Raw genomic sequence first — 13,432 nt, forward strand, 5'->3', positions numbered from 1 at the left:
GTGGCCTTTCTAATTAAATTTGCTTACCGAAACCTATGGCGTGCTCCAAAGCGTACTGCCATTATGCTTTTGTCCCTCGCACTTGGTTCAGCCTTTATCATCTGGGACCTGAACTTCGCGAACTCTGGCTCAAAAGAAGTGATGAAAGAGTTTCTCGCCCAATATGCGGGCCAGTATCACATCACGAACACCGACTATTACGATAAAGAAAACAAAAAAGAGTTTGATAACTACAAGACCATGAGTGATGACCTAGTTCAGGACAAGTCCCTGTTTGAAAAGTCCACTCGCAGAGTCACTGCCCCTGTTTTTGTTTCTGGCGAAAAGAAGACCTTGGGTGTCTTACTTACCGGTCTTGAAGTAGAAAGAGAGAATAAACTCTCCACTATCTACCGAGCCGTCACAGTCGGAAAATTCCTGAATCCAACCGGTGAAAAAGAAATTATTTTAGGTAAAAAACTTGCTCAGAGAATCAACGTTAAAATCGGTGATGAAGTCGCCGTCATTGGACAAGGCCTTGATGGTTCGGTCGCAAATGATCTCATGATCGTTACCGGACTTCTGGATTTCGGTGGTGGTGATCTAGAAGAGTCTCTCGCCTTTACCCAGATCAAATCGGCCCAACAACTTCTTAGCATGGATCCCTCTCGCTATCATCAGCGCGTGAGCTTCGACATGGAGAATGATACCCTGCCGACGATTCCAGGACTCGCCGTCACAAATTGGGACGATATCCTGCCTGAAATCGGGGTCTCGGTTCGCTTCATCGATAACTTCACCTGGTTAGTTTCTTTCATCATCGTGATTGTGATTAGTCTTGGTCTCTCGAACACTTTGATGATTACTTTTTTTGAGCGTGAACAAGAATTCCAGAGTCTCAATATCATAGGCGCCAAAACCAGTTGGGTGACCATCGCTCTTATGATTGAAGTCTTTATGATGGCAACTGCCGCAGTTATTGTGGGCGCCATTCTGGGCCATATCGCCACCACTTACTGTTATTACAATCCAGTTAACATTCAGCTTTTCACGGGTGGTAAGCCCATCATTATGGGCGGCATGATTATTCAGCCTCTCGTACGTCTCTACCCTGTCTTTCAATATTATTGGCAAGTGCCACTGATGATTTATTTTTTCCTTAGCATGACCATGATCTATCCGCTTATTCGGGTGATCCGCAGGAGCAAAAATGCAATTTGAACTTATTAACGTCGAGAAGGTTTATCAGGCCTCTGAAGAAAATAAAGTCTACGGAGCGAGAAACGTCAATCTCAGCATTCCGGAAGGCGAATTCATGGCACTGGTTGGACCTTCGGGTTCAGGTAAAACCACCATTCTGAATTTGATTGCCGGTCTTATCCTTCCAACTGGTGGCGTGCTCAAGCATGGTGGTAATGACATTACTTCAATGTCTCTTGAAGAAAGAACTCAGCACCGTCTGGATTATATGGGATTCATTTTCCAGGACTACCAACTCCTCCCTATTCTGACTGCGGCGGAAAATATCGAGTTCCCTCTTCAGCTTAAGGGCTTCAGCAAAGCAGAGATTTCTGATCGCGTGAATTGGGCCCTAAAACAAGTGGGTCTTGAGAAAATGGGTAACCGCTTTCCAAAACAACTCTCTGGTGGTCAACAACAGCGTGTTTCGATTGCTCGCGCCATTGCCGGAAAACCACAATTGATTCTGGCAGATGAACCAACCGCGAACCTTGATTCAAAAACCGCCCAAGAGATCATTGATCTCTTTAAAAAATTGAATCAAGACTTCAAGCTGACTTTTGTTTTCTCAACTCACGATCAGCGCCTTATCGATCAAATTAGAACAGTTCAATATATTAAAGACGGTCAAATTACTGAGACAAGGAAGAACAATGTTTAAGCATTTATTTCGTAAAGATATCGTTCTATGTGTGGCCCTTGGAGCTAACGTCAACAACGCTGACGAATGGCTAAAATATGCAGATAAAGAAATGCGCGGCGATCGCTCTCATGCTGAAATGACCATGACCATTAAAACTCCGAACTGGACCAGAACTCTGGAAATCGAGTCTGACGTTGAAGGAAAGAAACAGGCCCTTTCAACCATTAAGTCACCGGCGAAAGAGAAAGGCATCAGAACTCTTCGTATTGAAAACAATATGTGGAACTACTTCCCAAAGCTCAAGCGTAAGGTGGCAGTTTCTTCATCAATGCTTCTAGCTAGCTGGATGGGTTCAGATTTCACGAACGATGATATTTTGAAGGCCTCTTCAATGTCCGAAGACTATAACCACAAGTTCATGACAGACAAAAAGATCAATGGCGAAGACCTTAAGGTGATTGAGAATACCGCCAAATCAAATTCAAAAGTCATGTGGCCAAAAATTCTGACCTACTCTTCAAAGAAAGATTGTCTTCCTCGCATTCAGGAATATTACGACAAAGAGAACAAACTTCGCCGAACACTTCTTTTGAGCAACCCTCAAACTTTCGATGGCCATAAAGTACTTACACACTGGGAAATGAGTCCCGAAGATGATAAGACTAAGCAAACCATTATTGATTATAAGAACTTAAAGTTTAATGTGACCTTTAAGCCGAATCACTTTTCTCAAAAGAACTTAACGGACAACTAATGCGCTTACTGACTCTCATTGCTCTTACTCTTTTTACTTCTGTGGCCTGGGCCCTTGAGGCCGATATTTCAGGTAACGTTGAAGGACAATGGAGACATACTAAGAACAATGAAGAAGCACAGGAAGATCTCTTTCAGGATTGGAACGAAGAAGACTTCTACCTTCTTTACGGCAACCTCAACGGTAAAGTGGAATTGAACAATTCACGCATTGAGGCCAACTGGTTTGTTCGTTATAGCCAATCGCAATTGTATGAACCTCAAAACAATCCAATTTGGGGAGATCGTCCATATCTCGCGACTCGTATTTTCACTTTCCCTAATAAGCTTGTGGCACGAGATATCTTCCAACTTCAATACAATAAACAAGAAGGGAATCACCAAACGGAATCGGTGCTGAACAAGTTCTATTATGAATGGGACTGGGACGGTAACCGCTTTATGGTGGGCCGCATGTATGTGAATTACGGGCTGGGTGAAATCTTTAACCCGCTTAACCCTTTTAACCAACCCACTGGCCTTACTTCGATTCAACAAGTGGCCCAGGGTAACGATGGTCTCTCTTTTACCTTTTATGTGAATGAGAACCACACTATTCAGTTTCTCCTCCTGGGAGATAAGAGCATTGAAGGTTACGACGGACAAATCGATCGTACTCTTTGGGCACATGGTGAAATCCAGGCAAGTGATAAACTTCAATTGGATTACGTTGTAGGTGAAGACCAAAACCGCCAAAAACTGGGTGGCCAGATAGCCTATCGCTTTGAAGAGGCCATGGTCTTTTCCCAGGTTCTCTATCAATCAGAAAACGTTAAAGGCAAACCATCGGACAACCTTTGGGACGTCCTGCTGGGGTATGACCAACAATTAACTGCAAAATGGCATTTACGTTTTGAGGGTGGTTATCAGAAGCGCGATCTTGAGCAAGAAGTGTCGGCCGATAATTTTGGCGACCGCTTCTTGCCAACTGAATACTTTGTGGCCTTCGCTAACGTCTTCGAAGTGCACCCACTGTTTAAAGTGAGTGCAACAATTGTGAATGATATTAAATCTGGATTTACGTACTTAATCGGTAAAGGCACGGTCGATCTTGGTCACAACATGGAAGCAGAACTTTTCGGTTATACTCCAGCTGCCAAAGGCGATTCTGCCGACAATCCGGCCCAAAAACTTGTGACAACAGATTTTGGTCTAGCTCTTCGCGCCTTTTTCTAAAACTTCTACAATTCCTGTTTTCCCATTTATTTTAATGAGGTCACCATCCTGAATAAGTTTGGTGGCATCAATTAAATTCAAAATCGCTGGAATTCCATACTCTCTTCCAATGACTGCCGCATGTGAAAGTAGTCCCCCTACTTCAGTTACTACACCACCCACTCGTGCCAACACTGGCGTCCATCCCGGATCGGTGAAAGCAGTGATGAGAATATCTTCTTTAGTAAGTTCATTGGTTTTATGAATGTCCATGATCACACGTGCGCGTCCTACGATCTCGCCCGGGCTACACCCCAGACCTTTTAATCCATTGGCCGAAGATTTCATCGCCTTAATTGAACCACCAAATTCATTCGGTGGCGTGAAGGCGCGGTAACCTTGATAGTAAAGTGTGCGAAGCCTGATATCCGGCGCGCCCGCCAGACCCAAAAGGAAGCGCTTCACTTCCACCAGGTCCCACATAAAAATATCGAATTCACTGACTCCATTTCGTTTGGCAAATTCCAGCAGTCCCTGACGAAGAAGATAATAGGCACGGGTCGAATACGAGCGCATCTCTTCTCTCACACGTAAGAACTCACGGGACCTTTCCGTCATTCCATAAAATTTACGACGTCGAATAAGATTCATTTGATCAGCGATGCGATCAAAGGTCGCTCTAAATTTACTCTCCCCATGAGTGGGAACAAAGACATAACTCTTTACCAGTTCATCCACCCACTCTTTGTTCTCACCCCAGCGAGGCACCATGAGATCCAATTCCGCAGGGCCATGGTGATAGTGATACTTCAAAAATTCCTGTCGGGCAGCATAATATGAGCGCGAATCATAACCATAAAAATCAGCGATCTTACTTAACTTCCCTAGGCCTCCCTGTACATCCAGGTGAGAGACCCCATGAAGTTCAGTCATAAGATCAATCTCATCTCCTTCCTGATACTCAGGAAGTTTTTTAAGGTAGCTTTTAAATTCCGTTTGAAAATTAGAATTATTGTAGATGGTACGGAAATAATTCTTTTCCGTTTCGTTCTGAAATAAAATGACATCCAGAAACCATTTATTAAAAACAGCGGTGTTCATTTTCTTAAGCTGGGGCAAATCGTGCTTAAGTTCTTCATCCTGAGTTTCAAAGCGCACCCGAAACTGTGCAATCATATTCTCACAGTCACGAAACTCGCGATTAAGACCAATCAAAACAGGAATGGCCGCCACGACTGACGCCACTGTGGTGGAGGTTTTATGAGGACCACTTTCCCCGTAATCTTTTTGAATTCCAAGATCACGATCAAAATCTTCTTCATTAAAATCCGGAAGCTTCTTAAGGCCTTCCTTGACCGCTTCTGCGTTCCAGTAGACTCGACCATAGTGATAATGAAGCCACTGAACTTTTTCATCGTTCGGAATAAGAGAGATGCGTTTAAAATAATCCCCCATCGAAATCTTCAGAGCTTCTCGATAAGCAGAAAACATTAGGGGCGAACAAACACGGGCCGAAATACCACCGTCTTTCAAATCAGCATTAGTGAGTTCCGGTTTATCTTCTCTTGGATTTAAAGTCGTTACGGGACGTGATTGCAGGATATAAACCTTATCGTCTTTCCCCACCGCCCACTCAATGTCCTGGGGCCTTCCATAAAAAGCTTGAATTCTTAAAGAAAGATCAATCAGTTCTTTTAGGTGTTTTTTATCAATAGTGGTCTTCTCATCATTGATCGCCACATTCAAAACTTCATCCGTTTGCCAGTTATAAGTCACACGTGATGGAGTTACGTGACCTGAAACTAATCGTTCACCAACTCCTTCACAAAACTCGAGATAAATTTCTTCTTCCCGACCATTGGTTGGATTAAGCGTGAACAGCACTCCCGCGATCTTGGCGTCCACCATCTTTTGAACCAGGACACTCATCGAGAGTGATTCCGGATTCCATTCAATTTTTTTTGTTTCGAGATAATCTTTCACGCGATGAGAGTGTCTTGAATCAAAACACTTCTTGATCGCATCTTTCAGTTCAATTGGATTTTGAATAAAGAGAAAAGTTTCATAAAGGCCCGCGAAGCTCGCGTTCGCCATATCTTCTAACGATCCACTCGATCTCACCGCCACCGGAAATCCGCCGATTTTTTGAATCGCCTCATCGAGCTCATTTGCTTCCTGGAATAATACAAAACCCGGCGGCACCGGAAACTGATGGGCCAAACGGGCCAGGCTTTGGGCCTTTCCACCCATTTTATGTAGGTCAGATTCCGATAAATTAGCGTCGCTCAGGTAGTTTATTTTCATGTGAATAGAATAACTTAAATCGAAATTTAGTGGTGGGAGGGTCATTTTCTGCCAGAACCTGAGCAGAATACTTGTCACGCCGCAAAACTCACTCTATTTTCCCTCGAAAACGGCCCGTCATTTCATTGACAAGAATACAATGTTTGCGTTAAATAAGGGGCTTATTAAATCTCACCTAGGGTCAAAAGCGGGACGCAGTCCTCCCCGGCAGGTGGTTTCCTTGAAGGAGTTCTCATGTATACGGTTGTGGAAATCAAAGGACACCAGTACAAGCTAGCAGCTGGTGATCTTATCGACGTTGAAAGAATTGAAGCTGAAGTTGGTGCTACAGTTACTTTCGACAAAGTTCTTCTTGTTGGTGGTTCAAAAACTATCGTTGGTGCTCCAGTTGTTGGCGGCGCTAAAGTAACAGCTACTGTTGTTAAACAAGGTCGTACTCGTAAAATTCTAGTTCTTAAGCGTAAGCCAGGCGGCCGTCGTGTTAAGAATGGTCACCGTCAGTGTTTCACTGGTCTTCGTATTACTGAGATCAATGATGGCCAAGGCGGAGTTGCTAAAGCTGAAGCTAAAGCAAAGAAGTAATTTTAATTAATTAAAAGTTTAGGAGAGCTAGAATATGGCACATAAGAAATCGGGTGGTAGTACAGCGAACGGCCGTGACTCTAACCCAAAAATGCGTGGTGTAAAAAAATTCGGTGGTGAGCTTGTTGATACAGGTATGATCATCGTTCGTCAGAAAGGAACTAAGTTCCACCCTGGTACAAACGTTAAGATGGGTCGTGACTTCACGATCTATGCTATGGTTCCAGGAAAAGTTAAGTTCGGTTACTACAATAAAACGACAAAAATCGTTTCTATTATCCCAGCTTAATTGATCTTTAGAGATTATTAGTGATAAAGAGGGAGCGTTAAAAACTCCCTCTTTTTTTTTATGGTTATTACGGCCGTGAGGGCTGGAAGGTTTTATGAAGTTTATTGATGAAGTTGATATCGAAGTAATTTCTGGCGAAGGCGGCAAAGGCTTCGTTGGATATCGCAGAGAAAAATATGTTCCTTTGGGCGGCCCAGATGGCGGTGACGGCGGAGACGGCGGCAACGTTTACTTTGAAGGCGACGAAGGACTGAATACACTCCTCCACTTCCGTGGTCTTAAAACATTCAAAGCACAACCAGGTGAAAATGGCGCCGGCTCTAACATGCAAGGAGCGACAGGCGAAGATATGATTCTTAAAGTTCCAGTGGGAACTCTTATTTATCATAAAGAAACTGGCGATCTTTTGTTTGATGTAACTGAACACGGACAACGTTATAAAGCGGCCGAAGGTGGTCGTGGTGGTAAAGGGAATGCTCACTTTAAGTCTTCCACAAACCAGACTCCACGTTTTGCTCAAAACGGTGAAGCAGGAACTGCAATTCCAGTTCATCTAGAACTAAAACTACTAGCTGATATCGCTCTTATTGGTCTTCCAAACGCTGGAAAATCTACTCTGATCAGTGCCATCAGTGCGGCACGACCTAAGATTGCAGACTACCCTTTCACAACTCTTGAGCCAAATCTTGGTGTGGTTGAGCTGGGTGAGAAAACTCTGGTTGTTACAGACATTCCAGGACTCATCGAAGGTGCAGCTGAAGGTAAAGGTCTGGGGATTAAATTCCTCAAGCACATCGAACGTACTTCAGCGCTTGTTCATTTGATTGATTGCTCAATGTTCTTGGAAGAATACGAGGCGATTGAGTCTTATATGATCGTTCGCGAAGAGCTGGAAAAATATAACCCAGAGCTATTAACGAAAAAAGAAATCGTCTGTCTGACTAAGATCGACGCGATGACCGAGGAAGAAATTGAGAAATTCCGGTCACATATGGAAGAACAATTGGACCGTAAAGTGCTCCCAATTTCAGGGGTTTCTGGACGTAACATTGAACTTTTGAAGCAACTCATGCTAAGAACCAAAGAAGTAATCGAAGAAGAGAAGAAAAAAGAGGCATCTCATGGCAATAAACGAATACGTCCAGAATGAAGTAAATAAAGTTATCACAAACGCTGAATACGCGTTTCCGCTTAACCACGCTATGGCGTCGGCCTGGATTCTTGCGAACTTCAAAGGTGATAATCTTAAAATTTTCGATATGAGAAAAACGTCTGCACTTTGCGACTACTCGATCATGGCAACTGCTCAGAACGCGACTCAAGCTCGTGCAATGCTGGATGAAGTATCTGCAAACCTTAAAGCACAAGGTGCTCATATCGTTTCTTACGAAGGTTATGAAGGCGCTGATTGGATCCTTCTTGATACAGGTGACATCATGGTTCACGTGTTCAATGGCCCAGCTCGTGACGTTTACGATCTAGATATGGTTTATGCAAAAAACCCTCAGGTAAAAATCCCTGAAGAATTCTACTTCGGTAAACCGACAAGCGTTTCTTCTGAGAAACCAGATCTTAAAGGTTACTTCTAGTTTTATGGCCCGCCAGATTCACCTAATCGTGGTGGGCAAACTTAAAGACCCACATCTTGAGGCCGTAGAAAACGATTACCTCAAGCGCATCAACAATCCCGAATTAGTCATTCATGAAGTTAAAGCTTCGGCCGAAAATAAAGAGGCCGAAGCGGAAGCTATTTTGAAGAAGGTCAGAGACCTTTCTCAAGGTGGTGGGACCCATATGATAGCTATGACTGAATGGGGTAAACGCAGCACATCAGTTAACTTTGCAGAGTGGACTCGCCAATTGATTGAGCGCCCTGCAAAAATTTTCTTCATCATTGCTGGAGCAGAAGGATTCTCGGAAGAGATTTTAAAGAATTGCCAAGAGCGCATCTCCCTTTCAGAGCTGACATTTCCTCATAAGTTGGCGAGAATTCTATTGGTAGAACAACTCTACCGTGCCCAGACCATCAGATCGGGACACCCTTACCACAACTAGGGGCATTTCAATGCAAACCATTCAGAACCTCAGCCCACGAGTCCTCCTTGTAGTCATGGACGGATACGGGATGAGTCCTAACGAACACATGAACGCTATTAAAGCGGCAAAAAAACCAAACTTAGATGAAATCTTCGCTCACTACCCGCTCACAACCATTCAACCTGGTGGTGAAGCTGTTGGACTTCCAAAAGGTGTAGCAGGTAACTCTGAAGTGGGTCACTTAAATCTGGGAGCTGGCAGACCAGTTCGTCAGGATCTAGTGCGAATCAATGAAGCGATTCAGAACAACACTCTTCGAGATATGCCGAAGATGAAAGAGTTAATCGAGAAAGCAAAAGCGGGAACAAAACGCATTCACTTGATGGGTCTTCTTTCAGATGGTGGAGTTCACGCTCACATCAATCACTTAAAAGAAATCATTAAAATTCTAAGAGAACATCCAGAACTTCGCATCTATCTTCACGCTTTCATGGATGGCCGTGACACCGCCAAAGATAAAGGTGTTCAATATGTGAAAGAAATTTTGGAATGCCCAGGATTTGTTTTTGCCTCAATGGGTGGCCGTTCAATTGGAATGGATCGCGATCGTCGTTGGAACAAAATTGAACACGCTTACAAAGTCATGATCGGCCAGGGTGATAAAACTACACTTAAGCCTCAGGACTATATTCTGGAAGAATACAAGAAAGGCATTTTTGATGAGTTCATCACACCAGTGCTTTTCACTGAAGATGGTGCCATGAAAAATGGTGATGCTGTTTTCTTCTATAACTATCGTCCGGATCGCGCTCGTCAGATCACGCTTGCGATGAATGATCCGAAGTTTACTGAGTTCCCGGTTCCAGTGAAGCCAGGTTACTTCCTGTGTATGTCACCATATGTGCCGGATGAGCTTCCCAATCTTCCGATTCTGTTTGATAAAGAAAAAATCAAAGGATCACTTGCTGAATACCTCGCCTCGATTGGGAAACATCAATTCAAAATCGCTGAAACAGAGAAGTACGCTCACGTAACTTACTTCTTTAACGGTGGTGAAGAAAAGCCATTTGAAGGCGAAGAGCGCTGTCTGGTGCAATCTCCAAGAGATGTGGCGACTTATGATCAAAAACCAGAAATGAGTGCGGCCGAAGTAACAGACAAACTTATCGCAGCTTTGGATCGTAAGGAATTTTCTTTTTATCTTGTGAACTTTGCTAACGCCGATATGGTGGGACACACTGGTAACTTCGAAGCGGCAGTGAAGGCGATCGAAGCTCTGGATACTTGTATTGGTCGCTTGTATAAAAAGTGTGCTGAACAAAACATCACGATGCTTCTGACTGCAGACCACGGAAACGCGGACCAGATGGTTTACGAAGAAGGCGGTCAGCATACGTCTCACTCTGATTCAGATGTTCCATTCTGCGTGGTTCATCCGAAACTCCGCGATCAAAACATTATGGTGAACTCTGAGAGCAAGGTTCTTGCCCTTAAAGACGTGGCCCCTACAGTTTTAAAAGTTTTAAATATTCCTAAGCCCAAGGATTTTACGGGCAACTCGATTTTCGTCTAAAGGACAAGACATGACGGTTAAGAACATTGGTATACTCTGCTCTGGTGGCGACTCTCCCGGCATGAACTGCGCGATTCGTGCCGTGGTAAGAACGGCGATCTCTCGTGGCATTCAAGTGACAGGGATCAAACGCGGGTACGCGGGACTTCTGCGTGGTGAGTTCATGCAAATGAATCTCTCGAGCGTGGGTAACATCATTCAACGTGGTGGTACGATTCTTCAAACTTCTCGCTCTCCAGAGTTTCAAAAAGTAGAATTCAGAAAAAAGGCCGTGGACATTCTGCGCGCTCAACACATTGATGGCCTGATCATCATCGGTGGAGATGGATCATTCAACGGTGCCATGGCGCTTTGGAAGGAACATCAGTTCCCAGTAGTAGGAATCCCGGGAACAATTGATAACGATATCTCAAATACTGAGTACACCATTGGTTTTAATACTGCAGTTCAAACTGCGATCGAAGCAGTGGATAGAATCCGTGATACTGCTCACTCACACGCTCGTACTTTCCTGGTTGAAGTGATGGGAAGAAACTCTTCCGCCATCGCACTTAAAGTGGGGGTTTGTACGGGTGCGGAAAACATTCTTCTTCCTCACGATAAAGTGAATCATCAGAAACTGGTGGATGATATTAACCGCGGTATTGCTCGTGGTAAGGAATCATCAATTATCATCGTGGCCGAAGGTCCAGTGGCCGGAAGAAGCTATGACATTCAACACGTTCTAAAAGACATGTATCACCTGGACGCTCACGTGGCGATCCTGGGCCACATTCAGCGTGGTGGTTCTCCAGTGGCAGACGACCGCTTCATTGCCTCTCAAATGGGCAATATGGCGGTGGAAGCGCTTCTCGGTGGCAACGTTCCATCAGTGACAGTGGTTCAGAAAGGCAAGGTCCTGATGACGGATCTAGCGAACTGTACAACAAAAGCTGATCACAACTACATCGAGTACTCTGGTCTCGCCGAAACTCTTTCTATCTAACTCCCAAGGCGATTTTTATCGCCTTGATATCACTCTCATTTACTTCTTTTAAGACCGCTGCTCGCAGATACTTGTTGAGCAGCGTTTGATATTTTTGTCCGGTTCGATCGGCCTCGTCGTGAAGAGCATCATAGATGTCAGCATCGATAAAAGTATTTACTCTAATCTTAACCCTATTATCTGGAGCATTTAAGGCCCGTTCAGCATCTTCGATAAATCTTCGATCGAATTCATCATCCGAAATAGGCGATCCATGCTTTTTTGAGTCTTTTTTCATTCTTCCTCGCAATGGCTTGTAGGTAATTTAGTTGAAAATTTTTAAAACCGTAATTTTCGGCAATTTCAAAAGTATCCAGCCAAATCTTTGCGACTTTTCCTTGATACTCAACATGGATGTGCATTCTCTCTTCTTCCCGGGAATAAAAGAAAAAACGAAACCCATCCACTAATAAGATAGTCGGCACGACTGCCTCCTGATTATACACACAATATACACACAAATCAATTTGGACACCTAAGTCCCTTAAATTCCAAGTGCGTAATGGAGCCAAAGAGGTCCTTTCCATCAATCACTCCCCTTGGCCCTTCCACCGCTGACGAGGCAATCAAGTGCAGTTCATGTTCATCACATAAACTCACCACTGAAGAACTCAAAGGTTCTTCAATCAAACCACTAGGAGTCAAAGATCCCACTGCGAGACAATTATCCAATTTGGAAATAGGAAGTAATCCGGCCAAAAACCAGTAATGAAGAAGAAGTGGATATTCTAACCATTTAACTGAGGATGTTTCTAAATCCCCCATCTCATCAGTGATTTCTACATTTAAAACAAACCGCTTAAGAGGAATTTGTAGCGAACGCGTACGTGTGACAAAGACAATTTTCTCTTTGATGGATTTGCCGTATTTCCCCAGGCCATTAATTTCAAGACCTGGGACACTTTTAGTAGCGTAGCCAAAAAGTGTGACGAGTGAGGGGCCTTTCTTAGTGAAGTAACAAGACTGCAGTTGAGTTTCCATTTCTACCTCCGAACTTTCGAAGGTAGAGCGAAAATCTTGCCAACTTTTTAATTATTAAGGCCCCGAATTTAAAGGTTCATGGCCAGACTCAGAAAATTATTTACCGCATCCTTGGCCAGGTTTAGACCAAAAACCATTCACGCCATTAACAAATGTCTTTTTTGGACAGCAGATCTGAGTCGTTAATTCATTTTCTTGCATACAAAATTTCGTATTTGAATCATTAGTAGCGCCAACATCAGTGTCAGCAAAAAAACATTTTCCTTTTGGTTTCGAGCAGGCGCCAAATGAAGTTTCCACATGCCCATTCTTTGCCTTCACTGTCATCTTTGATGACATCGACAGGGTTTCTTTTGGTCTAATGATGAGGGGGACGTAAAAAACGGCACCCAAATTCTGATTACCCGATAAATCAAAATAAATTTGAGGAAAAAGTTTTGAAAGTCTTTTTGCACTATTTTGGACTTTTTCGACATTATTAAAAATCAAACAAGTCGAGCCATCAAAAGAAACTTCTTTTGGATCATAATTCTCGATCAGATCCTGTATTAGAAAAAAAGTATGATAATAAGTTCGAGAAAGCCCATGGTAAGCAGCAAAGACCTTCATTGATTCACATCGAACATTTTCATCCAAGGAATAAGCGTATGACATGTAATGCGGAAGTTGCTTCTGATAGCTGCATTCTTTTCTGTTTTCTTTTAACCATCGGGCACATTCTTTACTGGTCGAGATGTCAGATAAATCGGCAGCACAGAGGCAACAACTATCTTCATTCTGGGCGAAGGCAAGCGCACTAAAGAGAAGCATAAATAGGATGAGAAGCGTTTTCAT

General features: G+C 43.5%; 16 protein-coding genes. 11 read left to right on the forward strand and 5 right to left on the reverse strand.

Translation table 11 applies throughout. The annotated features are described in order from the left end of the window. The 4 genes from SOO65_RS20045 to SOO65_RS20060 are packed head-to-tail and all read left to right on the forward strand — an operon-like array spanning position 1 to position 3,829. A complete protein-coding gene (locus SOO65_RS20045; RefSeq protein WP_321394845.1) occupies positions 1–1,200 on the forward strand; it encodes an ABC transporter permease in 1,200 nt (399 codons plus the stop codon). After that, a complete protein-coding gene (locus SOO65_RS20050) occupies positions 1,190–1,879 on the forward strand; it encodes an ABC transporter ATP-binding protein (protein ID WP_321394848.1) in 690 nt (229 codons plus the stop codon). The genes SOO65_RS20045 and SOO65_RS20050 overlap by 11 nt, the downstream gene beginning before the upstream one ends. After that, positions 1,872–2,615 (forward strand): outer membrane lipoprotein-sorting protein, encoded by a 744-nt coding sequence (locus SOO65_RS20055; RefSeq protein WP_321394851.1) that lies wholly within the window; start codon positions 1,872–1,874, stop codon positions 2,613–2,615. Before SOO65_RS20050 ends, SOO65_RS20055 begins: the two co-directional genes overlap by 8 nt. Next, a complete protein-coding gene (locus SOO65_RS20060; protein ID WP_321394854.1) occupies positions 2,615–3,829 on the forward strand; it encodes a hypothetical protein in 1,215 nt (404 codons plus the stop codon). The genes SOO65_RS20055 and SOO65_RS20060 overlap by 1 nt, the downstream gene beginning before the upstream one ends. On the opposite strand, the gene SOO65_RS20065 is transcribed toward SOO65_RS20060, so the two are convergent. Beyond that, complete coding sequence (locus tag SOO65_RS20065) at positions 3,806–6,112, reverse strand: PEP/pyruvate-binding domain-containing protein (RefSeq protein WP_321394858.1); 2,307 nt, start codon at positions 6,110–6,112, stop codon at positions 3,806–3,808. The genes SOO65_RS20060 and SOO65_RS20065 overlap by 24 nt on opposite strands. Before the next feature lie 234 nt (positions 6,113–6,346). Between SOO65_RS20065 and rplU the strand changes: the two genes are divergently transcribed. From rplU to pfkA, 7 genes are all read left to right on the forward strand, one after another. Next, on the forward strand, positions 6,347–6,694 hold the full coding sequence (rplU, locus tag SOO65_RS20070; RefSeq protein ID WP_321394861.1) for a 50S ribosomal protein L21: 348 nt from the start codon (positions 6,347–6,349) through the stop codon (positions 6,692–6,694). A gap of 34 nt (positions 6,695–6,728) precedes the next feature. Continuing rightward, positions 6,729–6,983 (forward strand): 50S ribosomal protein L27, encoded by a 255-nt coding sequence (gene rpmA / locus SOO65_RS20075; protein ID WP_321394864.1) that lies wholly within the window; start codon positions 6,729–6,731, stop codon positions 6,981–6,983. Positions 6,984–7,077: 94 nt separating this feature from the next. After that, positions 7,078–8,133, forward strand: a complete 1,056-nt coding sequence (gene obgE, locus SOO65_RS20080; protein WP_321394867.1) for a GTPase ObgE — start codon at positions 7,078–7,080, stop codon at positions 8,131–8,133. Beyond that, positions 8,105–8,572 (forward strand): ribosome silencing factor, encoded by a 468-nt coding sequence (gene rsfS, locus SOO65_RS20085; protein WP_321394869.1) that lies wholly within the window; start codon positions 8,105–8,107, stop codon positions 8,570–8,572. The genes obgE and rsfS overlap by 29 nt, the downstream gene beginning before the upstream one ends. Positions 8,573–8,576: 4 nt before the next feature. Next, a complete protein-coding gene (locus tag SOO65_RS20090) occupies positions 8,577–9,038 on the forward strand; it encodes a 23S rRNA (pseudouridine(1915)-N(3))-methyltransferase RlmH (protein WP_321394872.1) in 462 nt (153 codons plus the stop codon). A 10-nt stretch (positions 9,039–9,048) separates the two neighbouring features. Further along, positions 9,049–10,593 carry a 2,3-bisphosphoglycerate-independent phosphoglycerate mutase gene (gene gpmI / locus SOO65_RS20095; RefSeq protein ID WP_321394875.1) on the forward strand — a complete coding sequence of 515 codons (1,545 nt, stop codon included), beginning with the start codon at positions 9,049–9,051 and terminating at the stop codon, positions 10,591–10,593. A gap of 10 nt (positions 10,594–10,603) precedes the next feature. After that, positions 10,604–11,578 carry a 6-phosphofructokinase gene (pfkA, locus tag SOO65_RS20100; protein ID WP_321394878.1) on the forward strand — a complete coding sequence of 325 codons (975 nt, stop codon included), beginning with the start codon at positions 10,604–10,606 and terminating at the stop codon, positions 11,576–11,578. On the opposite strand, the gene SOO65_RS20105 is transcribed toward pfkA, so the two are convergent. The 4 genes from SOO65_RS20105 to SOO65_RS20120 all read right to left on the reverse strand — a co-directional run bounded on the left by SOO65_RS20105 (position 11,571) and on the right by SOO65_RS20120 (position 13,432). After that, positions 11,571–11,855 carry a hypothetical protein gene (locus tag SOO65_RS20105; RefSeq protein ID WP_321394881.1) on the reverse strand — a complete coding sequence of 95 codons (285 nt, stop codon included), beginning with the start codon at positions 11,853–11,855 and terminating at the stop codon, positions 11,571–11,573. The genes pfkA and SOO65_RS20105 overlap by 8 nt on opposite strands. Continuing rightward, positions 11,812–12,042, reverse strand: coding sequence for a DUF4160 domain-containing protein (locus tag SOO65_RS20110; protein WP_321394884.1), 231 nt, complete (start codon positions 12,040–12,042; stop codon positions 11,812–11,814). Before SOO65_RS20110 ends, SOO65_RS20105 begins: the two co-directional genes overlap by 44 nt. A gap of 37 nt (positions 12,043–12,079) precedes the next feature. After that, a complete protein-coding gene (locus SOO65_RS20115; RefSeq protein WP_321394886.1) occupies positions 12,080–12,598 on the reverse strand; it encodes a hypothetical protein in 519 nt (172 codons plus the stop codon). A 96-nt stretch (positions 12,599–12,694) separates the two neighbouring features. Next, the gene (locus tag SOO65_RS20120) at positions 12,695–13,432 is read right to left on the reverse strand and encodes a hypothetical protein (protein ID WP_321394889.1); all 738 of its coding nucleotides are present in this window, start codon (positions 13,430–13,432) and stop codon (positions 12,695–12,697) included.

The organism is Peredibacter starrii, from assembly GCF_034259205.1.
Taxonomy (GTDB): domain Bacteria; phylum Bdellovibrionota; class Bacteriovoracia; order Bacteriovoracales; family Bacteriovoracaceae; genus Peredibacter; species Peredibacter starrii.